This window comes from Mesorhizobium kowhaii (assembly GCF_003253745.1).
Taxonomy (GTDB): domain Bacteria; phylum Pseudomonadota; class Alphaproteobacteria; order Rhizobiales; family Rhizobiaceae; genus Mesorhizobium; species Mesorhizobium kowhaii.
In genome coordinates this window covers 144,424-166,494 of the sequence record NZ_MZXV01000040.1, presented here as the reverse complement: position 1 = coordinate 166,494, position 22,071 = coordinate 144,424, and the positions used below count along the sequence as shown (strand labels likewise).

Genomic DNA, 22,071 nt, shown 5'->3' with positions numbered 1-22,071 from the left:
GGGACCACGACAGGATGAAAGGCGCCATGGCGCCCGGCATTTGCCCTCGGCTTGGCCGAAGAGCATGCCGCTGAGAAGCCCATAAAATCAAAGGCTTGATGCGCACTGCGTGCGCCGCCCCAGGCGGCGGGGCTTGGCATCTCGTTGCCCTTGGCGCGCGCGAGGCCGCTTGGTTTCGCGCTATACTGTGCAGAGGGCGATTTCGGCCCTGGTCATCCGCCCGGCATCGTTGCTGATTAAAATTGTGGCAGCACGTACGAACTGCCATGATTTCGCCGCATGCCTGACATTTTACCTGTCTTCTCAAACCGTTAGGTGATCACGGCAGATTTCGGAACGTCGCCATCTTTTGTTCGCTCTGAGGGAACTGAAGAGGTACACGGCCATTGTTTTGCGACGTATCAACCGATACGAGTCAAATGATGCAGTGCACAATAAACAGCATGGCGGAGTAACTGGGGTGACCCTTCTGCAAATCTACTGGCGAGCGCTTGGTTATCTGGCCGCGGACAGGAAACGCGTCGCGTTGATCTGTTCGGCCAACATCGCTCTCGCGATTATCGCCATTCTCGAGCCGATCATGTTCGGACGGGTGATCGATGCGATTTCCGAACGCGGCTCGGTGTTTGCCACGCTTGCCCTGTGGGCGGGCCTCGGCGCCTTCAACATCGTGGCCTTCGTTCTGGTGGCGCGCGGCGCCGATCGCTTTGCCCACAAGCGGCGCAGCGAGGTGCTTTGCCAGTCGTTCGAGCGTGTCATCACCATGCCGCTTGCCTGGCATCACCAGCGCGGCACCTCCAATGCCCTGCACACCCTGTTGCGTGCGGTCGAGACGCTGTTCAGCCTGTGGCTTGAATTCATGCGCCAGCATTTGTCGACAGCGGTCGCGCTGTTCCTGCTGATCCCGACGGCAATCAGCATGGATCTGCGCATGTCGATGGTGCTGCTGGCGCTCGGCGCTCTCTATGTCGGCATCGGCCGGCTGGTGATGAAGCGCACCAAGGCAGGCCAGGCCGCCGTCGAGCGGCACTACCATCAGGTGTTCGCGCATGTGACCGACTCGGTCTCCAATGTCGCCGTGCTGCAGAGCTACAACCGCCTCGGCCACGAGGCGGACACGCTGCGCCGCTATGTCAAGAACCTGCTCGATGCGCAGAACCCGGTGCTCGACTGGTGGGCGATGGCCAATGCACTGCACCGTCTGTCGTCGACGATCTCGATGATGGTCGTGCTGTTGATCGGCGCCTATCTGGTCACCCATGGCCAGCTGCGCATCGGTGACGTCATCGCCTTCACCGGCTTTGCCACGCTGCTGATCGCCAGGCTCGACCAGATGTCGGCTTTCGCCAACCAGATTTCGGAAGCCCGCGCCAAGCTCGAGGACTTCTACCACCTCGAGGACTCCGCGGCCGATGCCGCCGAGCCGGACGGCTTACGCGATCTCACCAACGTCACCGGCCATGTCCGCTTCGAGAATGTCGGCTTCGAATTCGCCAATTCGGGTCAAGGCATCGACGACGTGTCGTTCGAGGTCGAGGCTGGTCAGACCGTTGCCATCGTCGGACCGACGGGCGCCGGCAAGACCACGCTGATCAATCTGCTGCAGCGCGTCTTCTCGCCGTCTCATGGCCGTATCCTGATCGACGGCGTCGACACCCGCACCGTGACCCGCAAGTCGCTGCGTCATTCGATCGCCACCGTGTTCCAGGATGCGGGCCTGCTCAACCGCTCGATCGAGGACAACATCCGCGTCGGCCGGGCTGACGCGACCAATGACGAGGTCCATGCCGCCGCCAATGCGGCTGCCGCGCAGGACTTCATCCTGTCCAAGAGCAATGGCTACGACACGCTGGTCGGCGAACGTGGCGGCCAGCTGTCGGGTGGCGAGCGTCAGCGCATCGCCATTGCCCGCGCCGTGCTGAAGGACGCCCCGATCCTGGTGCTCGACGAGGCGACCAGCGCTCTCGACGTCGAGACCGAGGACCGCGTCAAGGAAGCGATCGACGAATTGCGGCGCGACCGCACCACCTTCATCATCGCCCACCGCCTGACCACTGTTCGCGACGCCGATCTGGTCGTGTTCATGGACAAGGGCAAGGTGATCGAGATGGGCGGCTTCGCCGAACTGTCGATCCGCAATGGCCGCTTTGCCAGCCTGCTGCGCGCCGGCGGCCTGCTCAACGACGAGGAGGTTCGCCGCCTCAGCCGCACCGTGCAGCAGCAGCAGGAAGCCGCTGCCTGATCTGCGTTCTTCTACCTCCCCCTTGTGGGGAGGTCGGACCGAAGGTCCGGTGGGGTACAGGCGCCGCCACCCCGCTGCTTCGCCAGCCTGCGACACCACCGCTCGATTGCCCCAAACGCGCCGGCGGTCTATGTAGAACCGCATGAGCGACACGACTTCACGCCTGACCGGCTGGATGGATCTTGCCAACCCGACGCGCTTTGTCGGGCTGGCCGACAGGGTTGTGCCATGGCTGGCGTCCATCGCCGCACTGATCCTTGCCGTCGGGCTCTATATGAGCTTCGCCGCGCCTGAGGATTTCCAGCAAGGCATCACCGTTCGCATCATGTACATCCACGTGCCTTTCGCCTGGCTCGCCATGATGTGCTACACGCTGATGGCGATCTCGGCGCTCGGCACGCTGGTCTGGCGCCATCCGCTGGCCGATGTGGCGCTGAAATCGGCGGCGCCCATAGGTGCTGTCTTCACCGCGCTGGCGCTGATCACCGGCTCGATCTGGGGCAAGCCGATGTGGGGCACCTGGTGGGTCTGGGATGCGCGGCTGACCTCGGTCTTCGTGCTGTTCCTGATGTATCTCGGCATCATCGCGTTGACCCGGGCGCTCGACGATGCCGGCCGCGCCGCCTGGGCCGCCGCCATCATCACGCTGGTCGGCTTCATCAACATCCCGATCATCAAATTCTCGGTCGACTGGTGGAACACACTGCACCAGCCGGCCTCGGTGTTCAGGCTCGGCGGGCCGACCATCGACCCCAGCCTGCTGTGGCCGCTGCTGGTGATGGCCGTCGGCTTCACGGCGCTGTTCTTCGCGCTGCACCTGATGGCAATGCGCACGGAAATCCGCCGCCGCAGGGTCATTGCCATGCGCCGTGTGGCGGCACGGCAGGCTGAGCGGTAACCAGTTTAATTCACCTGTATCTGACGAAGCCGGTCATCCCATCCGTCCGCGCGCTGCCACCGGCAATGTTTCCAGCACCTTGTCGCCGTCGATCAGATTGACCTCGTTGAACAGGTTGGTGACGACGCAGCAATGATCGGGCACGACGCGGACGCGTTCGCCGATGCGCAGTTTGCCGCCCCCCGAAAGCGTGACGTTGCCGTGCTCCTCGCTCAAGCTCGTCACCCGCGCTCCCGAGACGCCGAGCAGTTCGCCGAAATCGGCGAGCCCCAGCGTGTCGCTGGATAGCGCCTTGCTGCCGGCATCGAGGATGGCGCGCGTTTCTGTCGGATGGCTGACGACCGTCGACAGCACGGTCAGCGCGCAATTGTCGAGAGTGCCGACGCCTTTGGCGACCTGATAGCGGTCGAGATAGATGTAAGTTCCCGGGCGATATTCGGTGACGACCGATGCAGCGCTGGAGCGCCACATGTCCGGCGTACCGCCGCTAGAGATGCGGTCGCAGGCGAGGCCTGAGGCGGCCAGCGTCTGCCTGGCGTCGGCAAGCCAGGCTTCGGCCTCCGCCGCGCGGCCGGCCGCCGGATAGGTCATCAGCCCGCCGAAGGCGAGGCCGCCGGCCTTGTCGATCTGTCTTGCCAGCGCAACCGCTTCATCCGCCGTCTGCACGCCGCAGCGGCCCATGCCGGTGTCGCACTCGACCAGCACCGGCAGACGATGACCGGCATCGGTGAAGGTCGCCGCCAGCCCCTCGATCGTGTCGATGCTGTCTGCCGTCACCGACAGGGTGACGCGCCCGTGCAGCGCCAGAAGCCGCTCCAGCTTGGCCCGCCCAAGGATGTTATAAGGAAGAAAAATATCGGTCAGGCCGGCGTCGGCCATCACCTCGGCCTCGCCGATCTTCTGGCAGGTGATGCCGACGGCGCCGGCCGCCACCTGCTTCTTCGCCCAATAGGGCAATTTGTGCGTCTTGATATGCGGCCTAAGCTTCAGTCCGTTCTTGTCGGCATGGGCCTGGGCGCGGGCAATGTTGGCTTCGGCGCGCGCGGCGTCGATCAGGATCGATGGCGTATCGAGGTCGTGGATGGTCGGCATCGTCTGTCACCCCATGGAAATCCGCAGGGTTTATGACCCTGAAAGCGCGTGATGTCACCCGGCCAGCGCAGCGGATCTGTGGTCCATGCACCAAGCCGCAAGGCAGGGCAGGGCGGCAAGATGGATCGACACCGGATCGGGCTTCGGCTATGCGATTTGCTGGAGCAATTCTAGGAAAAGTGGGAACCGGTTTTCCGCCCGGAATTGCGTCAAAACAAGGAGCTAGAGTGGTTCAGCGTTTCCGTGAAACGGTGAACCGCGCTAGAAAAGTCGACACGAAGGACCATGACCATGAAACGCTCTGCCATCAACGACATCATCCGCGAAGCCGACGCTTTCATCCGCTCGTTCGGCTACATCATGCCGCCCTTCGCCTATTGGTCGCCTGAGGAGGCGAAGGCGCGCCAGGTCGACTCCTCGGCCGTGTTCAGCTCGCGGCTCGGCTGGGACATCACCGACTACGGCCAGGAGAAGTTCAAGGAGCTCGGCCTGTTCCTGTTCACCGTTCGCAACGGTCGCTACGAGGACATGAAGAAGGGCATGGGCATGCTCTATGCCGAGAAGATCATGATCTCGCGCAAGGACCAGCTGTCGCCGATGCACCGCCACAACATCAAGGCCGAGGACATCATCAACCGTGGTGGCGGCAAGCTGGTGCTGGAACTGTTCATGCACGATCGCGACGGTGGTATCGATCCCAAGGCCGAAGTCTCGGTGCCTGTCGACGGAACCATCCACAGGCTGCCGGCAGGCGGGCTCCTGAAGCTCGACCCGGGCCAGAGCGTCACGCTGCTGCCCGGCGTCTGGCACGCCTTCTGGGCCGAGGGCAAGGATGTGCTGATCGGCGAAGTGTCGACGGTCAATGACGATCTCACCGACAATGTGTTTCGCGAACCGATCGGCCGTTTCTCCAACATCGACGAGGACGTCGCCCCGGTGCACCTGCTGGTGTCCGACTATGAGAAGTGGCTGGGCTGAAGAAGGCTCGGGCGCCTTCTAGTTTGTCCGATTGAGAAGCGTGCGCAGTCTGCGCACTTCCGCGATGAGGCGAGGAACATCCCGGCGCGCGGCGGCCATGAAATCCTGGTCCGCGACGGTAGCGCCGCTAAGTTCGATGTCTTCGCCTCGATCCTTTCCTTCGCCGGTTTGAATGAAATTCGATCCGCCTAGAAAGTCCCGGCCTTCGACCCGTGATTTCCATGGCCCGGCCTGCGCCGCAGCGGCTCGGGCCTCCATCTCCTGAAGTTCGAGTTCGGATAGCGACGTGTTCATGGTGGCCTCTTTTTCGAGCGCTTCCGTGCATATTTGTCCTCAGTGGCAGCAGCCATGCTGCACGCTCGTACGACACAAGCAGGACGAGCTGATCGGCACGTCTGCCTTGGCGAGCGCCACGGCGAGGCGTGCTTGCAGCGCCGGCAGTTCTTCGGTCTCGCCGCGCCGCTTCAGGCATTCCACCAGCCCGTGCAGCGCCCAGACATTGTTCGGATGCTGGGCGCAGCGCTGCACCTTGCCGCTCAAGCCCAGATCGTCGCGGTAGACCTGTTCGGCCTCTTGCGCGTGGCCTTGGTCGAGAAGCAGCGCCGCCAGCGCATGGCGCGGCGGATGCATCCACGCCCACGGCTCGGTGTAGGACAGAGTGTCGTCAAGCTCGACCGCCTGCCGCAGATGGCCATAGGCTTCGTCATGTCGGCCCTGGTGATAGGCAAGCTCACCATCGAGGAGAGCCGCGCCGACAGCCAGCGACGCCCGGGTCGGGTTGCTGAGGAAACGCCGCTCGGGCGCAATGCCTTCCAGATGCCGGTGGAATTTTTCGCGCTCGCGCTCCGCCTGGACAAAATTCCTCAGCGTCGCATGCGCCACACCCTTGGCGTAGTGCTGCATGGCGGCTGTCAGCACATAGAGGCCGGGCTCTTCGGTCACCGGCTCGTCGATGATCTCCCGCCAGCAGCCGAAGCGCACCTCAACATGCGATTTCATGGCGTGGTAGCCTTCCACCGTCTGGGTAAGCTTTGGCCGGTCGGGAAGGCTGACCACGTCGCGCGTCACCAGGCTGCGCACCTTGTCGGCGGCCCACAGGGCGGGCCTGGACTGGCCGAGCAACATGCAGGTGAACATCATCAGATGCAGGTCGTGGCAGCAGCCGAGCAGGTAGTAGGTCGGCTCGTCGGCATAGGCGAGATAGAGGTCGTTGGCGCGAACCGCCTTCTCGCTGGCAAGCTTCGCCTTCTCGTATTCACCGCACAGCACATAGATGTGCCCCGGCATGTGGTTCATGTGCCCGGCATCGGGACACATTTTGCCGAGCAGGTCCGCCGAGCGCATGCCGCGTTCAGGCATGGTGGACATTTCCAGCAGATGGATATGCAGATGGACGATCGCCGGATGCTGTGCAATGCCGGCCTCGTCGGCAAGCCGGATCGACCGCTCGCAAATTTCGAGCGCCTCGATCACGTCCGAATTCGCTGCCGGCGCGCCGGTCTTGAGGTTCCACAGGCGCCGCACCGTGCGCATCATCAGCGCCTCGACCAGCAGCGCCATCACGTCATGGTCGTCGGGAAAGTCCTGGTAGACCCGCCGCATCGCGGCGGCGTAGGCGTCATCCCACTGCTCGAATTCCGGCAGTGTTACCCGATGCGGCTTCTGGAAGCGGCTGGCGAGTGCCTCGATCAACCGCCTTTCGACCTCGCTGGCGGAAGCCGCATTGGCGCGCGCCAGCCGGACATGCTCGAAACAACGCTTCGTCGCGCTGTCGGCCTCGGCCTCGCCATGCTCCTTCCAGGTCAGATTGTAGAAAGGCCCAGCGGCATAGGCGATGCCCCAATGCACCATTGGGCAATCTGGGTTCGTTTCGAGTGCCTTCTCGAAACACTTGATGCCTTCCTCATGATTGAAGCCGTAGCACCAGTTGAGCCCGATATCGAACCAGCGCTGGGTTTCAGCTGACAGGGTGGAAATGGGGCGACGGTAGGTGCCGAGGTTGAAGTGGTCCATGGGTTCTCGTGCAGGCGTGCTTGGCGGCTGGCCGGGGGGCTCTAACCGGAAAGGTTGCTATCAATGTGTGCGGGATGGGCGCGTATGGCAACACCAAGGCAGCACCGTTGGGCGGGACCAGTTGCCTTGCCAACTCGTTAGCTTCACTTCGCAAAGTTGAATGTCGCGTGCTGGTTCGACGGATCTGATCTCGTCGGCATCGAACATTGGGGCTATCGGGAGCCGCAGTGGTGCTTGCGGAAACCGCCTACGGACTGGCAGCCCTCGGCCACCGCGTCAGCGCTTCCAGAAAGTGCGGTGCGGGGCGAGGAGCTCGTCCTCGATCTCGGGGACGGGGCCAACGACCTCGATTGGCTTCTGGCCGGAGCCGAGGACCGTCCGCGCCGCGAGGCTCATGGTTGGGTTCTCGGCGTGGTCGCCGGTCTCGGCGAGGAGCTTCGCCTCCTCGAAACCATAGACCAAGCGGCCGATATTCGCCCAATAGAGCGTCCCGGTGCACATGGCACAGGGCTCGCCGGTCGAGACCAGCGTGCAGGTCCACAGGAAATCCGCCGGATAGGCTGCCGCGGCGCGCCGGGCGAGCTCGGTCTCGGCGTGATGCAGCGTGTCGATATTGCCTTGGCGCATGAGGATGCGGTCGTCGGGCCCGACCAGGACGGCGCCGAAGGGATGGTGCCCATGCGCCGCCGCCTCGCGCGCGACTTCACCGGCGGCGCGGAGGTGGGCGAGCATCTGATCGCGGGTCATGGCAAAAATCCCATCACGCCGACATCCACCCGATGAGCGGCTGTTTGAGCCGAGATTGCTGCCAAGGGACGCGATTGGCAAGAGCAACCGTCGCTTGAGCCTCCACCTGCTCCAAGGTCGGTGGGCGAGGAGGCGGCTGGCGCAGCGAAGATTTCAAAGTGGAAGGTCACCACTTTGAAAATCAAACGCCGCACAAAGAAACTAATCGGGAAGGCAAGGCAATCGCCGAAGCCGAGCCCGAAGATAAGCTTCCGCGATCACACCATAGGCTAATGCGATCACGCAGTTTACAATACAATTACAAGTGGTCGATTCCCCAGGGATGTAGCCGCTCCGAAAGCCCGCCGCAGGTCGCTCCCGTGGCGGGCTTTTCATCGATCAGGGCTATAGGTTTTCAACCGTCGGGCACGTTCGTCCTCTCGGCGAGCCTCATATTTCGCGTTGCGCGCATCAAGCAGCTCTTGGGCGAAGAGCTGTGTGGAGTGTTCCGAAGCCACCTGCGAATTGGTGTCCAACCAAGCTTTGAACAAATCAGGTTTGATGACCATGGGAACGTAGCTGAGCCCCTCCAAGCTCTCCATATGCTTCGCATCGTAAATCCTGTGATACTCAGCCCAAGTCGAGGGCAAATCGTCGGTGCCGGGAAGCTGAAGGATAAGGGGGTAATCCTCTGGCGTGAAGACCGGAACAACCGGAGGCGGCGGCCTCTCTCCGGTCGCGGTCACCGTCTCGCCCTCCGCCAACCGGCCGCCATCGCCTCAGCCTCGCTGCAGAACCACCGCTCGCCGAACTCCGGTCTGATGATCGTCTGTGAATAATATCTCTGGCGGGGACCAACGCCCCTCTCTCTCACCGAGGAGGTGGCGGTTTATTTTAAGCCCGTTCTCTTCTAAGCAATATCCTGGGCAACCCTCTCCTGTTCTAAGGCATTTAGTCGAGCCTCTAGCCCATCATCATACAGATTCTGGGCGTAGCGTTTCCTTGAAAGGTCTGACGCCAAAAGCGAATTGGCGTCCAGCCATGCTTTGAACAGGTCGGGTCTAATTCGCACGTTGTAGCGGGCAAACCCACGCTCCTTCGCTCGCTCTTCTAAATTTACGCGCCACTCTTCCCAAGTCGCTGGCATATCGTCGGCGCCAGGAAGCTCCCGGATAAGAGGGTAGTCTTTGCGCGTGTAAACCGGCACTGCCTCTCCCACGGTAGCCAAAGCGCGCCTCGGATCGAGTTCTTCGCGATTTCTCGCGTGAAAATCCGCCAGTGCTTTTTCTGTGTCCTCTTTTGACTTTTCGGCAATGATTTGAAATGGCGGTTCGGGTTCCGTAAGGATAGTGCCGCTCTCAGATATTATCAGAAAGAGCTCGGATTGATCTTCTAGTCGAAACAGAAAGCAACAACCTTCAGGCTCCTCGAGCCCCATACTCGGGTGGGTGAACCTTGCGTGAAAATGAATCGGTTTTGGCTTCGATATTTCTCGAAGCATCTCGGTTCCAACAGTGCCGGCGTACTCTGAGTACCCGATATGTTCCATGGTGCGCTCCAACTCGATTGGAATGCATGCATGGGCAGTTTTCAGGAAAGCCAATCTACCTTTTGTTGTCTTAATTGCTCGCAACAGGCCAATCGCGGTTTTAAGGCAGTAGGTCTTCACTTTATTGCCTTGTGTGTTGAGTAAAGCTTCAGCTTCACTAATTTCCGTGATTAGTGGTCGTTCCGGCAGTGCATTGCAGAAGCTCTGTAAGAATGGTGTCAGATCGTCAGGGTCGCTGATCTTAAAGATGGTGGAAAGTAGCCACTTATCATCCCTTTGAATCGCTTCTTCGTTGTTGGAGGGGCTCATGTCTGCGTTCTCTCCATGGCTCGTCTGACAAGCAAACAAACCATCGAATGCAAAGCGAGTCGAGTTCAGTAAATGGCGAAGTTCCAATCTGATCAACGCAAAGATGACCGAGAGCAGATGCCGAGGCTTCGCTTTTTGGCTCGGCATTTCAGCAACAGCTAACGGAACGGAAACGACCGTGCGATATTGAATCAAATTCGATGTTGCGGGGCATTCCATGCGTAAGCGTGCCGGCGTCACGCGTCCAGACCCTCGCAGGGACGGCGCCGAAGGGCATGAAGCGGCCGGCGACGCAATGGGTCAAGCCGAGGCTGATCGGCCGCGTTAAGCACCTGCGGGGCGAGGAAGCCTTGCGGCATGCCTCGCTGCAGGATTTCAGGGAAGAGTAAGGGCCAACGCCTGCTCCCGCCGTCGCTGGTACATCCGCAGTCGACGGCGGGTGCCGGATTTTAAGCTTGCACCGGCCACTGCGGGAGGTCCCGCGCCAGTGAATTTACATCCACGTCAGCAGTCACTCAATTAAGGCTAAGTGCGGGTGGCCATCATTCTTTCAGGGGGCTTTACTCGACATCCGTGCCATTCTCGCCCGCGTTCGCTGGAGATACCGAACGGCTTTCGATATCTGCTTGCGGGCGATGCGCCGCACTGAAAAAGGGCCTGATGGTCCGAGCTTGATCGTGCTGCAAACATTACCGGGCACACCACGTTGGCCCGTGCTCTGCCTCCCCCCCGTCAGGGCGCTGCGGCATTGTCAGGTTCGCAGGGGGGCTGGCCTTTGAAGTCACGAGCAAGGCATCCATACTTGTCGAACGTCTGCCCGGTTTCCCTTGCGGCTTTGGCCATACCGCAGCCCGAAATGGCCAGGCAAGAAAGCAGAGCAATCGCGGTTCTCTTAGCGAGCATCGATTTCTTCCTCAGTGCAAACAGCGCGGTTGAGGCAGGAGCGCCCCTAGCCAAGAGGAGCCAAGGCGAGCGCGGAACTTAAACCCACGATCGAGCTTATGGCACGATGAGCACACACGGAGTCAACTTCCTAGATCAATGGCTGAGTAACAACATCCCTGAGACGACGAAGGCGGATGTCATTTCCGTTGATGAGCTCACCCACAAATTGTTCGCAGATGCAAAGTCCATTGGGATCAGGCGGGAAGAGATCGATGAAGAGGTCGACAGCCTCTACCGCACAATCCTCGATGCAATCGTGCATCATGAGCCAGGCTTGCCCGAATAGCCCTTGCCAGCGAGATCCGTAAAAGGAATATAATCCTTCGTTGCGCCGACCCCCTTTAACGGAGATCGCCCGGACGGGGCCGAACGGGACTGATCCAGCAGTCTCTCGGCCTGTCAGCTTCTCGACCGTGGCGCAGCAACGACTTCCTTATGAAGCGCTGTTTACGGTAGTGCCAACCGTCGTGAACTGGGCATTGAGCGCGTTGCCTAACGCGCCCGCTCCAACGATAATTGCCAAAGCAATGAGCGTCGCGATCAAACCATACTCGATGGCTGTTGCGCCGGATTCGTCACGCAGAAATTTCGCTACCAGTTGCATTTTTTTCAAGCCCCGACTGTTTGATCGAAGATTAGCGACAGCTAATTTCTAGCGGGTAAACAAACATGGTTGGTTTTTAACCGGTCGACGCCGGACGAGCGACCTTTGCAGCTCGTCGCTGCGAGCTCGCTGTCTCCGCAAGGTTGGGGCCGGCGTCCTCTCCTTTGGGGGAGAATTGCCTGAACAGACGCCGACCTGGCGGTCCCATTGATTTGGGGCTCGCCGCATATACAAATCGGCTAATCTACCTCGAAAGGACATGGTGTGATCGCGTAGGCTCTTGCCAAGCAGGAAGCACTTGGGAATATAATCCTCCCGTTGCGGCGACCCCTTCAACGGAGATCGCCTATGGCCAGAACCAAACTTTCCAAGCAGCTTTCACAGGCTGAAATCGACCGTTTTCTGACGGAGGCGGAACGCCTTCACAAGAGCATCGTCCAGCCGCTTCTATCGCCTAGCAGCGAGCATTACCGGGCGCTCCAGCGTACCCACGAAGCGCTGTTGAAGACGGTCAAAGACATCACCGGCAAGGATGCGCCGTTCATTCAATGGTTCGGGACGGGTCCGGTACGGCCCCCCTACGGCTGGGTCGCGCGTCCAAGCGCTTAAGTCGGGGCGGTCGATAGCTGTACAATGATCGAGACCAAGACACCAAAAAAGGCAGCCGTGGCGACGATAATGGCAACCACGATCACTGTCTTCTTTCGCTCCGAGATCATCGCCGCATTCTAAAGCGGAACGGTAGTCAAGAGAATGCTAAATTAGTGACGACATGCCAGGACCAGATGTCAGAGCGTTGGTATCTCTGACCAGTTAGATAAAGCCGATCCATATTGTCGCCCCGATCAGCGCAGCGATGATGGTGTACTCCAGCAGGGTTCTGGTAGGAGGCATTCTCCCCTGTACACTTTCGGTTCGGTTTGGCTAATCACATTTGATAGATGCCGGTCAGTCGGCGGGCCGTGAACGCCGGCCGGTGTTTTCACAGTCATTCCCGACTACGAAGGCATCCAGGCGAAGAGCAATCGCGACTGGAAGCCGACCTTTGGTCGGGGGACTTAGGGACTTCAGTCTTAATTGAGCTATTGCTAATATGCATTTAGCTTTGGCAATGCGGGGGACGATCCCAAAAAGACTGACCCGCAATGGCCGGTGCGGCTCGCTTCACCCAAGCATCCCCTGCACCACGGTAGCATTAGGCTGCCAAACTGGCGCTCGTAGCTCAAACAGGGCAGAGCGGAGGCTCAAATGGCCGGCGATAAGCGCAGGCAGGATGCTATTCACGACCATGAGGTCGAATATTTCGCCTCGGAGAACGGTTTGACTCCGGACCTGGCTTGGGAGTTGATCGTAAAACACGGTAACAGCCGCAAGGCCGTGATTAAAGCTGCGCAGGGTTTGAAAGGTGATGTCAGGCAACACGCGGCCGAACAGCCCCCTACCTACGTCGTTAGCTTGTTCGAGAAGCCGCAATGGCGCACCGTACTGACTACAAAGGACAAGGCGAAGGCCTTGGCGACGGCGAAGGAGATCGGCGACAAGGTGCGGATCGAGGAGCTCACGCCGAAGGTGAAGAGGCGGTAGTGTTTATCCTACGGACGCGGGCATCCTAAGGCCTCAACCAGCTGCAGGAACGTATCGGCTGCGGTGTCTTTAAGTTCAACCGGTAGCATGGTCACGGTGCCCTGCTCTCGATCGTAAAAAAATGGCTGGATGCCAATGTACCCACCCATCCTATTTTTGCCGTTCACGTAGCCGCAAATCGTCGCCTTATTCCTGATTTTGTCCTTTTCGCTGTAGTTGACCGCATAGAATTTAGCGGAGTCAGGATCGAAGAAGTCTCTCGTGACGGCTTTCGTGAGGAGCGTAATGTCGTCTTCATCGAGATTGCTGTAGGAGCCATCGGCGAAAAGATTGACCCCGGGTGCTTCTGCCTTACGCATGGCGAAAAACTTGTTGACACTCCAGAAAGAGCCGCCAGCGATCACCACGCAGCAAGCTAGGGCAACCAATCCCTTTAGAACAGCGTTCAAGTAAGCCCCCCTCACAAATCCCTGTCAGCAGACCTGTGACGGTAAAGGAAGTCAACGGGCTTTCTTGGCCGCAAATTCTTCCACCTTCTTGGCCCGATACTCGTCTATGGCCCGTAGCTTCTTCGGATCGTCGGTGCCAGGGTCTAACTCGATGACATCCTGCCCTCACACAAAGACCAATCTATGCCGTCGCTAGTAATGGGGCGGGTTAGGACCACCAAAGGGCGCGAGGTGTACGGCGTGCGGTCCTTTATGAATGTGGATCCTTGCCGGGATAGAATGGTCCTGGCGGATTTTTTAGTCGACGTCGTACCGGGTAGCTTGCCGTGTGGGGATTGCCTACTGCGTGATACGGGGCTGTGTCCGGCCGCGGTGCGGTAGCGGCGGGCAAGACCTAATCACAGACAAAACGACAAAGCCCCGCTTCGGCGGGGTTTTTCTCGTCAATGCTTCGTCTATGATCGCAAGAGGATCGAAGGGACTCGGAGACGGAATTGCCAAGAACCTTGCTATATAAACTTGAGAAGGGGCACCTCGGCCAATACGAGGACTGGTGGTATTTGGTCGAGGAGGCAGACGGCACCCGTTACGTCGAGCACGAATGGGATCACGTCGCCGTTAGAGGATTCGACAAACGGGAAGGCTCAAAGCAAATCGAGATAGATGACTTCTTGGCTCGCGGTCATGACAAAGCCGTAGCCAGACTCAGGGGCATCTTAGGCCTCTAGGCAACCATGAGCCCCTTTACGTTCCAGCAAGTCGCGAATTACGGGACCAGCGAACCAATAGTTGCGCGCCTGACATCACAGGCGTCGGCCTTGAGGTTCAGCGCTACAGACGACGAAGAGGAAGTGTTCGGCGAGATTTGGCGGTGCCAGCAGGCTTTGATGGAATGTCACCAGGCCCGCCTGAGGGTTCAGGCCAGTGTCACGGCCGGACAAGAAAAGGCGATTGCCGACCGAGGGAAGGGGATAAACGCGATCCCTTATGCCATTGGCCTCGAAACTGATGCACAGGCGTTTCTGCTATCTGCAAAACAATACCTGCATTCCGTCGCCGGCCTAATCCTCCGACTGTTCAAGACGACGGCCTTCAAGCCTGACGCTGGCTCATTGTGGACAAAAATTGAAGGCGGCAAGACGAAGGTTGCCCAAGCAGTGGTGTGGGCGGAGAGCACCTTGGGCAAGGATGCGGGAATCACAAATCTCCTCACATTTGCCGACGCTCACGTGGGCGAAGTCATTAAGTGGCGAAATGCCGCCGAGCACTCCAACGACCCCAATTCCAAATCAGGCAATCTTGAGATCAAAAATTTCACAATCGAGCATGGCAGAGTTCTGGCGCCCCGTTGGCGCCGCACAATCGTCGTCACCGAGGCTTTTGTGGACGTAGAGGAAAAGCTGGTTGGGTGGGAGAATTTCCTTCTAGACTTTGGCGAGAGGGTAATCTTGGAGGGCTATCAAAGTCGCCTCCCTCCAATGATGACCATTGCCCTAATTCCACAAGCCGAAATCGATCCGGCGAACCCTTACCGATATAGGTTGGCGTTGAGGGGGAAGTAAGCCTCGCGCGCATGTTGCCGCAGCCATGTTGCTAAGCATGTTGCTATTCGCAGCCTCCGCCCGTTACCACGCCTTACAAATCAAGGGCTTATGTTGCTACGCATTTCGAGGCTAGCAACATAGTTTTTCGCGATTTTGGCAGCTAAGTGCTTGAAATTGCTTGGCTGGGGAACCTGGATTCGAACCAGGACTAACGGAGTCAGAGTCCGTGGGTCTACCGTTAACCTATTCCCCAGCAGGCGTGGTCATGAACCGCGCAGGCCGAGCGGCCAAGCCGCTTGAGCGCTGCCTTGTAGCCGCCAGCGGAAAATAGTCAAGCCTGCTGAGCGGTTCAATGGCAGGTTTCGTCAGCCGGTTTCAGATGTCATGTTCAGGCTTCGCGCGCCGGTCTGGAGTCCAAACCTGCGCTTCAACTCTCGCTGCGGCTGAACTGCGATCGTTCGAAGAACAGCACGATACCCAGGCCGAGCAACAGCGGGATGATCAGGTAGAACAACCGAAACACCAGCAGGGCCGCCAGCACGCCGACCGGATCCATGTCGGACAGCCCCGCCAGGAACACGACCTCGAACACGCCGAGCCCACCCGGGGCATGCGAGATCTGCGCGATCGAGAACGAGACGAGGAAGACGCCGAGAACGACGAAATAACCGGGATTGTGGGCCACGGGCAGGGCGAAGAAGATGATCGCGGTTGCCGCCAGCAGCTCGATCGGGCCGATCAGCAATTGTCGCGCGACGATCGGCAGCGCCGGATAGTGCAGCTGGAAGCTGGCGATCTTCAGCGGGCGCAGATGCAGCCAGCTGCCGAAGATGTAGGCGGCGACGAGCAGCAGCATCACAATCCCCGCCGCTTCCGACAAGCCGTGATGGGCAATGCCGGAAAATCGGTCGAGGATCTCAGGCTCGAAGACCAATACGAGGCCGGAGGCGAGGATCGTCGACAGCACGAAGGTGATCCAGCAGATCGCCACCAGCACGCCGACATCCTGACCGGTCAGGCCCCTGGTGCCATAGGCGCGGTAGCGGATGACGGCGCCGGAGAACACCGAGCCGCCGATGTTGTGCGACAGCGCATAGGTGGTGAAAGAGCAGAGCGTGACGAACAGCCACGACACTTTTTTGCCGATATGCAAGAGCGCGATGTGGTCGTAGCCGGCGAGCGAGGCGTAGGCGACGACCGAACACAGCGCGGCAAGGATCCAGTCGCGAGCTGGAATCGCTGCAATGCCGTCCCAGACGTCGTCGAGCGAGATGCCGCGCAGTTCGTGCCAGAGCAGCAGCAATGAGAAAATCACAGCCGCAATGCCGATGACCGGCCAGAAATAGCGTCTCCAGTTCATTGCCTGACTGCCATGCGTTGCGGATCCGCTTCCTTTTCTGTCGAGAGGCCGGTCGCGCCGGATTCTTCCGCTCATTTCAGAAATGCCTCATTGAAGCCGGCTATTCAACCGCGAACGCTTTGCGTAGCGGCAGCCGGCAGATTTGTCTGCGTCGACGGCGGCCAAACGGGACGCCAGCCGGTGTTGCGCCTACCAATCCAGGCTTACGGGTACATTACGCAGCGCGGCCGGAAAGGCGGTTGGCGCGCCCAGCCGGCAAAATTCAGCATGCGGCTCTTGGTGATCGGGCGCGGCACTGTTAGTCTGGCGGCAACTTAAAACACGTCAAAGCGCCTGCTGCGTCCGTCATCGGTTCGCGCGGCGCTGGAAGGAACGACAGTGGAAGACCGCGACACCGGCGCCGGCGCGCCGGAGGTGGGCGCGTCCAGCGCTTCCCCAGGGCCCGCTGGCTCGTGGCGGCAACGCCGCCCGACGGAGTCCCGCTCCGCCAATGGGCAGGCGGGCGACGCATCCCATAACCAGAAGGGCAAGCCCAAGAAGCGGCGCAAGCGAAGGCGCGGGCGCAAGGTTTTTGCGCGCGACGAGGCGCATCCCTCAGAGAATCGATTGCCTGTGCCCGGCAACGCCACTTCGGCGCCAGAAGCGACCAGGCTGCCCGATTCCGTGGTCCTGCCCGCCGTTGCGCCGGCGCGGCACGAACAGGGCGCCCGTCGGCCGCCGCTGCAGGAGCTTCCGGTGTTTGCGGCACTCGACCTCGGCACCAACAATTGCCGGCTGCTGGTTGCCGTGCCGACGCGGCATGGCCAGTTCCGCGTCATCGATGCCTTTTCGCGCATCGTCAGGCTGGGCGAGGGGCTCACCGCCAATGGCCGGCTCAGCCAGCCGGCGATGGACCGCGCCGTCGAGGCGCTGAAGATCTGCGGCGACAAATTGCGCAACCGCAAGATCAGAAAAGCCCGGCTGATCGCCACCGAAGCCTGCCGCTCGGCTGAAAACGGCGTCGAATTCCTCGATCGCGTCGAGCGCGAGGCGGGCCTGAAGCTCGAGATCATCGATCGTCAGACAGAAGCGCGGCTGGCGGTTTCCGGCTGCGGTTCGCTGGTCGAGCGCGACACGCAAGGCGTCGTCCTGTTCGACATTGGCGGTGGTTCGTCCGAAATCGCGCTGATCGACCTCGCCGGCCGCCGTTCGCCGCAGCTCGCCCATCATATCGTATCGTGGACGTCGCTGCCGGTCGGCGTCGTCTCGCTGGCAGAGCGTTTCGGCGGCCGCACCGTGACACGCGAGATCTTTGCCGCCATGGTCGACGACGTCGCCCGCCGGTTGGCCAGCTTCGACGGCCGTGACCGGTTGAGCCATCTGAAGGCCAGCCCGAATTTCCATCTGCTCGGCACGTCGGGCACGGTGACGACGCTGGCCGGCGTCCACCTTGACCTCGAACGCTATGATCGCCGGCGGGTCGACGGCCTGTGGATGGACCGCGACAGCGTCGACCGCATGGTCGAAAAACTGGTCGGCTGGGATTTCCAGCAGCGCTGCGCCAACCCGTGCATCGGCGCCGATCGCGCCGATCTGGTGCTGGCCGGCTGTGCTATCCTCGAAGCGATCCGCGCGGTATGGCCGTCGGAGCGGCTGCGCGTCGCCGACCGTGGCCTGCGCGAGGGCATATTGAGCGAACTGATGGCCGATGACGGCGTCTGGCGCAACGATGGGCGTGGCAGATCATGATCCCGAAGAGTGGCGTCCGGTTTTCGGAGAAGATCATGCTCAAACAAGAAACTAACCAATGACCAAGAAACCGGAAAAACCAGGGTCTGCCAGCATTCGCGTGCTGAAGACCCGGATCAAGAAAAAGAGCGGCCTGAAGGAATCGTCGCGCCGCTGGCTGCAGCGCCACATCAACGATCCCTATGTCCAGCGCTCCAAGGCGGACGGCTATCGCTCGCGCGCGGCCTACAAGCTGATCGAGATCGACGACAAGCATCATCTCCTGAAACCCGGCATGAAGGTGATCGACCTCGGCGCCGCCCCCGGCGGCTGGTGCCAGGTTGCCTCGGCGCGCACGAAATCGACGGCCGACAAGCCGCATGTCGTCGGCATCGACTATCTGGAAATGGATGCGGTGCCCGGTGCGCCGGTGCTGTTGATGGATTTCCTCGATCCGCTGGCGCCGCAGAAACTGGCCGAGGCGCTGGGCGGCGATCCGGATGTGGTGCTGTCCGACATGGCGGCACCCACCACCGGTCACAAGAGAACCGACCATATCCGCACCATGCATCTGTGCGAGGTGGCGGCCGATTTCGCGCTGTCGGTCCTGAAGCCAGGCGGGCATTTCCTCGCCAAGACCTTCCAGGGCGGCGCCGAAAACGAACTGCTCTCCATGCTCAAGCGCAACTTCCGCTCGGTCCATCACGTCAAGCCGCCGGCGTCGCGCGACGAATCGGTCGAGCTTTATCTGTTGGCCAAGGATTTCAAAGGGCGAGAGCCGCCGTCAGGCGGATCGGAGGAGGCTTCGAGCGCCCGCAGCGATAGCGAAGGGCAGGGCGAGCCCGAAGCCTAATGCATGTCGCTCAAAAGTGGCCCCGGTTTTGAGACAACGACATGCATAGAAACAAGGACTTAAAGCGCGTCGCATGAATCCGTTTCGACGCGACGCGCTTTAAGCCAGCCGCTTCAATTGCCCGGCGGGCTCACTGCTTCCAGCGTCTTGGGCGTGCTCAGCCGGCCATGGCCGGAGACGGCGTTGCCGGCATCGGGCGCCAGCCGCACGAACGACAGCGCCGCCGCCGCCGATACAGCCGCGACGATGAAGAAGGCGATGTGGAAGTCGTCCAGCGAAAGCGGGCCGCCATGGATCGACGTCGACACTTCCAGGATGCCGCCGGCCAGCGCCACGCCGAGCGCGATCGAAAGCTGCTGGAAGACGGCGGCGATCGGCGTCGCCTTGCTGGTGTTCTCAGCCGAAACCTCGGCATAGGCCAACGCATTGACACCGGTGAAGAACATCGAGCGGATGAAGCCGCCGACGAGAAGCATGGCCAGCATCAGCAGATAGGGTGTCTCGGGTGTGAACAGCCCGTTGACGGCAATCGACGCTGCAGCGACCAGCGAGCCAATGACCAGCACGCGTCGAAACCCGGCGGCTCGGAAGATCAGCGCGGTGACGAGTTTCATCCCGATGGCACCGATCGCCGAGACGAAGGTGATCATGCCTGACTGAAAGGGCGTCAGTCCGAAGCCGATCTGGAACATCAGCGGCAGCAGGAAGGGCACGGCGCCGATGCCGATGCGGAACAGGGAGCCGCCGAGCACTGAAGAGCGGAACACCTGATTGCGGAACAATTCGAGCGCCAGCAGCGGATTTTTGGCGCGGCGCGCGTGCAGCAAATAGAGCGCCCCCGACAACAGGCCGACCGCCACGGTGATGATGCCGACGATCGGCGGCAGATACGGCAGGCTGACCACCGACAGGCCGAACACCACGCCGGATGCCGCCAGCCCGCTCAGCACGAAGCCAATGAAATCAAGTGGCGGGTTCTGCGTTGGTTCGGTCTCCGGCAGGAAACGTGTCGCCAGCCAGATGCCGATCAGGCCGATCGGCACATTGATCAGGAAGATCCAGTGCCAGGTGAAATAAGTGGTGATGAAGCCGCCGACGGGCGGCCCGACCAGTGGCCCGACCAGCGCCGGAACGGTCAGCCAGGACATCGCCGCGACGAGTTCGCTTTTCGGGGTCGCGCGCACCAGCACCAGTCGCCCGACCGGCGTCATCATGGCGCCGCCAATGCCTTGCAGGAAGCGCGACACCACGAAGGCCGGCAGCGAACCGGAAAGCGCGCAGGCGATCGAGCCGACGATGAAGACCGCGATTGCGGCGCGAAAGACATTCTTGGCGCCGAAGCGGTCGGCCATCCAGCCACTGATCGGAATGAAGATCGCCAGCGACACCAGATAGGCCGTCAGCGCCAGCTTCAGCGCGATCGGGCTGGTGTGGATGTCGACGGCAATCGCCGGCAGCGACGTGGCGATAACGGTCGAATCCATGTTTTCCATGAACAATGCAACGGCGAGAATCAGGGGCAGGGTTTGTAGCCTCATTTTAGGTCAAACCCTTGCTGCATATGGGGTTGCACATCTTTGCACATTTGCCGCACATTCGGTGCACATAGGCGAACATTGACGCTGCTTATGAAAGCATTCCTTGTTTTCATAAGCGGGTTTTCGTATGATTGGGCGTCAAACACGAGTGGTATGGGCATGGGAAAACTGACTGACACATGGTTGAAGCGGACCAAAATTGCGTCCGGCATATATGGGGATGGGGATCGGCTATATCTGAGGGTGCAAGGCAAAAGTAGGGCTTGGCTGTTCATTTATACGTCATCGCCGGCAGACGGTAAGCGGAGGCGCGAACTCGGGCTGGGCGGTTACCCAGCTGTGTCGCTTGCCAATGCACGGCGGGCCGCTGACAAGGCACGAGACATATTGGCGAATGGTAATGATCCGATAGCCGTCAAACACGAGGTGGCAGTCGAGGTGGTGCCTCCAAAGGTTTGGACACTGCAGGAGGTTTGCGAGGAGTACATTGTCGCGAAGTCATCCGAGTGGAATGCTGCTGGGGCTGCACGGTATCGGGGTTACGTTGCGAACCATTTGACACTCAGCGTCACGGTGCAAAATGGGATCCAAAAATCAGAAATTTCGAATGTGCGGGCCGCCTCGCCTAGGGAGGGGCAGCGATGTGAAACCGCTTTTCCCCTGAGCAATGTCACGGTCGCGGATATCGAGCGTTGGCTGAAGCCAGTCTGGCACACGCCGACTGGGCCGTACCTGCGCTCGTTCCTTGAACGCGTCATCGACTACGCCATGGTCAAGGGCTACATGCCGCAAGGGCTCAACCCTGCCAGGTATCGCGGGCACCTCGAGCACGTCCTACCAAGGGTCAAACGGGTGACGCGGTCGCATGAGGCAATGCCTTGGGCCGACGTCCCTACTTGCTACGCGGGCCTTACAGGCTATGCGGCCAACGCCCTGAGGTTCACGATCCTAACGGCGGCGCGCCAAGTCGAGGTCAGGGAGATGCGCTGGCGGGAGGTTGACCTTGCCGCTGGCCTCTGGCGGATCCCTGCCGAACGCTACAAAACACGACGCGAGCACATCGTACCATTGAGTCCGCAGGCATTGGCCGTCCTTGGCCCTGTAGGTAAGCCTGACGACCTCGTGTTTGAAGGCTGCAAGAAGGGCCGCCCGATCAGTCAGCACATCTTCAAGGGCCTGCTCAACGGGGAATATGATCCGCATGGGTTCCGGACATCGTTCGTTGTCTGGTGCGTCGAGGCCGGTGGCTTCACTGACGAGTTGGCGCAACGTTGCCTCGGCCACATCATTGGCACCGCGACGACCAGGGCCTATCAGCGATCGGACTTCATCGCGCAGCGTAGAGCCTGCTTAGAGGCTTGGGCAGCGTTCGTGGGTAACTCTAGTCAGGGCTAGCCATATTGACTTCACAGTGAACGCCGGACGCGGGTGAGCCATCCGCGTTTTCGACATGCTGAAAACAGTTCAAGGTGCCATAATGCCGCGCCCTAAAAATTCCACCTCGGTATTTTTCTTCCTTAGTTGTAGTCGAATCAGCTAAATAGTCGTACAACCAGCTACCTATCTGCCCAGAGCAACTATAGTAAATTCGCCCTTTATATAATCTAGTCGTATTACTTTGACTAGACTCATTTATACACTGGGTTATTCCTTCGGACATTGAATTAACAGGCGCGCCAA

The 22,071-nt window shown here is 60.4% G+C and carries 20 protein-coding genes, 1 tRNA gene and 1 pseudogene; 10 read left to right on the top strand and 12 right to left on the bottom strand.

All coding sequences use genetic code 11. The annotated features are described in order from the left end of the window. Positions 1–460 precede the first annotated feature (460 nt). The gene (locus tag B5V02_RS19865; protein ID WP_111545820.1) at positions 461–2,242 is read left to right on the top strand and encodes a glucan ABC transporter ATP-binding protein/ permease; all 1,782 of its coding nucleotides are present in this window, start codon (positions 461–463) and stop codon (positions 2,240–2,242) included. Between the two features lie 142 nt (positions 2,243–2,384). Further along, complete coding sequence (locus B5V02_RS19860; RefSeq protein WP_111545819.1) at positions 2,385–3,140, top strand: heme ABC transporter permease; 756 nt, start codon at positions 2,385–2,387, stop codon at positions 3,138–3,140. A 33-nt stretch (positions 3,141–3,173) separates the two neighbouring features. Here B5V02_RS19860 and B5V02_RS19855 read toward each other — a convergent pair whose 3' ends face one another. Beyond that, positions 3,174–4,232 carry a D-TA family PLP-dependent enzyme gene (locus B5V02_RS19855; protein WP_111545818.1) on the bottom strand — a complete coding sequence of 353 codons (1,059 nt, stop codon included), beginning with the start codon at positions 4,230–4,232 and terminating at the stop codon, positions 3,174–3,176. A gap of 291 nt (positions 4,233–4,523) precedes the next feature. Between B5V02_RS19855 and B5V02_RS19850 the strand changes: the two genes are divergently transcribed. After that, complete coding sequence (locus tag B5V02_RS19850; protein WP_111545913.1) at positions 4,524–5,210, top strand: D-lyxose/D-mannose family sugar isomerase; 687 nt, start codon at positions 4,524–4,526, stop codon at positions 5,208–5,210. Positions 5,211–5,228: 18 nt separating this feature from the next. Here B5V02_RS19850 and B5V02_RS19845 read toward each other — a convergent pair whose 3' ends face one another. The 6 genes and pseudogenes from B5V02_RS19845 to B5V02_RS19825 all read right to left on the bottom strand — a co-directional run bounded on the left by B5V02_RS19845 (position 5,229) and on the right by B5V02_RS19825 (position 10,047). After that, positions 5,229–5,504: a hypothetical protein gene (locus tag B5V02_RS19845; RefSeq protein ID WP_167458569.1), complete on the bottom strand. Its 276-nt coding sequence runs from the start codon at positions 5,502–5,504 to the stop codon at positions 5,229–5,231. Between the two features lie 39 nt (positions 5,505–5,543). Next, positions 5,544–7,223, bottom strand: a complete 1,680-nt coding sequence (locus B5V02_RS19840; RefSeq protein ID WP_111545817.1) for a hypothetical protein — start codon at positions 7,221–7,223, stop codon at positions 5,544–5,546. A gap of 276 nt (positions 7,224–7,499) precedes the next feature. Beyond that, entirely contained in the window at positions 7,500–7,970 is a 471-nt protein-coding gene (locus B5V02_RS19835) for a nucleoside deaminase (protein WP_111545816.1), read from the bottom strand. 371 nt (positions 7,971–8,341) lie between these two features. Next, positions 8,342–8,695, bottom strand: coding sequence for a hypothetical protein (locus B5V02_RS19830; RefSeq protein WP_146606108.1), 354 nt, complete (start codon positions 8,693–8,695; stop codon positions 8,342–8,344). Then, positions 8,692–8,802 (bottom strand): annotated as a pseudogene (locus B5V02_RS42915) (sunset domain-containing protein); the annotation flags it as partial. The gene B5V02_RS19830 and the pseudogene B5V02_RS42915, both read right to left, overlap by 4 nt. Positions 8,803–8,859: 57 nt before the next feature. Continuing rightward, positions 8,860–10,047 (bottom strand): hypothetical protein, encoded by a 1,188-nt coding sequence (locus B5V02_RS19825; RefSeq protein ID WP_146606107.1) that lies wholly within the window; start codon positions 10,045–10,047, stop codon positions 8,860–8,862. Positions 10,048–10,816: 769 nt separating this feature from the next. On the opposite strand from B5V02_RS19825, the gene B5V02_RS19815 reads away from it, so the two are divergent. After that, the gene (locus tag B5V02_RS19815; RefSeq protein ID WP_111545813.1) at positions 10,817–11,038 is read left to right on the top strand and encodes a DUF768 domain-containing protein; all 222 of its coding nucleotides are present in this window, start codon (positions 10,817–10,819) and stop codon (positions 11,036–11,038) included. Between the two features lie 147 nt (positions 11,039–11,185). On the opposite strand, the gene B5V02_RS19810 is transcribed toward B5V02_RS19815, so the two are convergent. Then, positions 11,186–11,356, bottom strand: coding sequence for a Flp family type IVb pilin (locus tag B5V02_RS19810; protein WP_111545812.1), 171 nt, complete (start codon positions 11,354–11,356; stop codon positions 11,186–11,188). A 348-nt stretch (positions 11,357–11,704) separates the two neighbouring features. Between B5V02_RS19810 and B5V02_RS19805 the strand changes: the two genes are divergently transcribed. Then, positions 11,705–11,965: a hypothetical protein gene (locus B5V02_RS19805; protein ID WP_111545811.1), complete on the top strand. Its 261-nt coding sequence runs from the start codon at positions 11,705–11,707 to the stop codon at positions 11,963–11,965. A 639-nt stretch (positions 11,966–12,604) separates the two neighbouring features. Next, positions 12,605–12,940: a hypothetical protein gene (locus tag B5V02_RS41695; protein ID WP_245446033.1), complete on the top strand. Its 336-nt coding sequence runs from the start codon at positions 12,605–12,607 to the stop codon at positions 12,938–12,940. 8 nt (positions 12,941–12,948) lie between these two features. On the opposite strand, the gene B5V02_RS19795 is transcribed toward B5V02_RS41695, so the two are convergent. Next, positions 12,949–13,389, bottom strand: a complete 441-nt coding sequence (locus B5V02_RS19795) for a hypothetical protein (RefSeq protein WP_146606106.1) — start codon at positions 13,387–13,389, stop codon at positions 12,949–12,951. A 734-nt stretch (positions 13,390–14,123) separates the two neighbouring features. Here B5V02_RS19795 and B5V02_RS19785 point away from each other — a divergent pair. After that, positions 14,124–14,951 carry a hypothetical protein gene (locus tag B5V02_RS19785; RefSeq protein WP_111545808.1) on the top strand — a complete coding sequence of 276 codons (828 nt, stop codon included), beginning with the start codon at positions 14,124–14,126 and terminating at the stop codon, positions 14,949–14,951. A gap of 161 nt (positions 14,952–15,112) precedes the next feature. Here the strand turns inward: B5V02_RS19785 and B5V02_RS19780 are convergent. Both B5V02_RS19780 and B5V02_RS19775 read right to left on the bottom strand, forming a co-directional pair. Then, positions 15,113–15,186: transfer RNA gene (locus B5V02_RS19780), tRNA-Gln, on the bottom strand. A gap of 174 nt (positions 15,187–15,360) precedes the next feature. Beyond that, on the bottom strand, positions 15,361–16,293 hold the full coding sequence (locus B5V02_RS19775) for a lysylphosphatidylglycerol synthase domain-containing protein (RefSeq protein WP_111545807.1): 933 nt from the start codon (positions 16,291–16,293) through the stop codon (positions 15,361–15,363). Positions 16,294–16,671: 378 nt separating this feature from the next. Between B5V02_RS19775 and B5V02_RS19770 the strand changes: the two genes are divergently transcribed. Continuing rightward, positions 16,672–18,021 carry a Ppx/GppA phosphatase family protein gene (locus tag B5V02_RS19770; protein WP_111545806.1) on the top strand — a complete coding sequence of 450 codons (1,350 nt, stop codon included), beginning with the start codon at positions 16,672–16,674 and terminating at the stop codon, positions 18,019–18,021. Positions 18,022–18,079: 58 nt separating this feature from the next. Continuing rightward, on the top strand, positions 18,080–18,853 hold the full coding sequence (locus B5V02_RS19765) for an RlmE family RNA methyltransferase (protein ID WP_111545805.1): 774 nt from the start codon (positions 18,080–18,082) through the stop codon (positions 18,851–18,853). Between the two features lie 113 nt (positions 18,854–18,966). Here the strand turns inward: B5V02_RS19765 and B5V02_RS19760 are convergent, their stop codons facing one another. Continuing rightward, positions 18,967–20,391 (bottom strand): DHA2 family efflux MFS transporter permease subunit, encoded by a 1,425-nt coding sequence (locus B5V02_RS19760; RefSeq protein WP_111545804.1) that lies wholly within the window; start codon positions 20,389–20,391, stop codon positions 18,967–18,969. A gap of 90 nt (positions 20,392–20,481) precedes the next feature. On the opposite strand from B5V02_RS19760, the gene B5V02_RS19755 reads away from it, so the two are divergent. Next, positions 20,482–21,786, top strand: coding sequence for a tyrosine-type recombinase/integrase (locus B5V02_RS19755; RefSeq protein WP_342633870.1), 1,305 nt, complete (start codon positions 20,482–20,484; stop codon positions 21,784–21,786). The last annotated feature ends 285 nt before the right edge of the window (positions 21,787–22,071 follow it).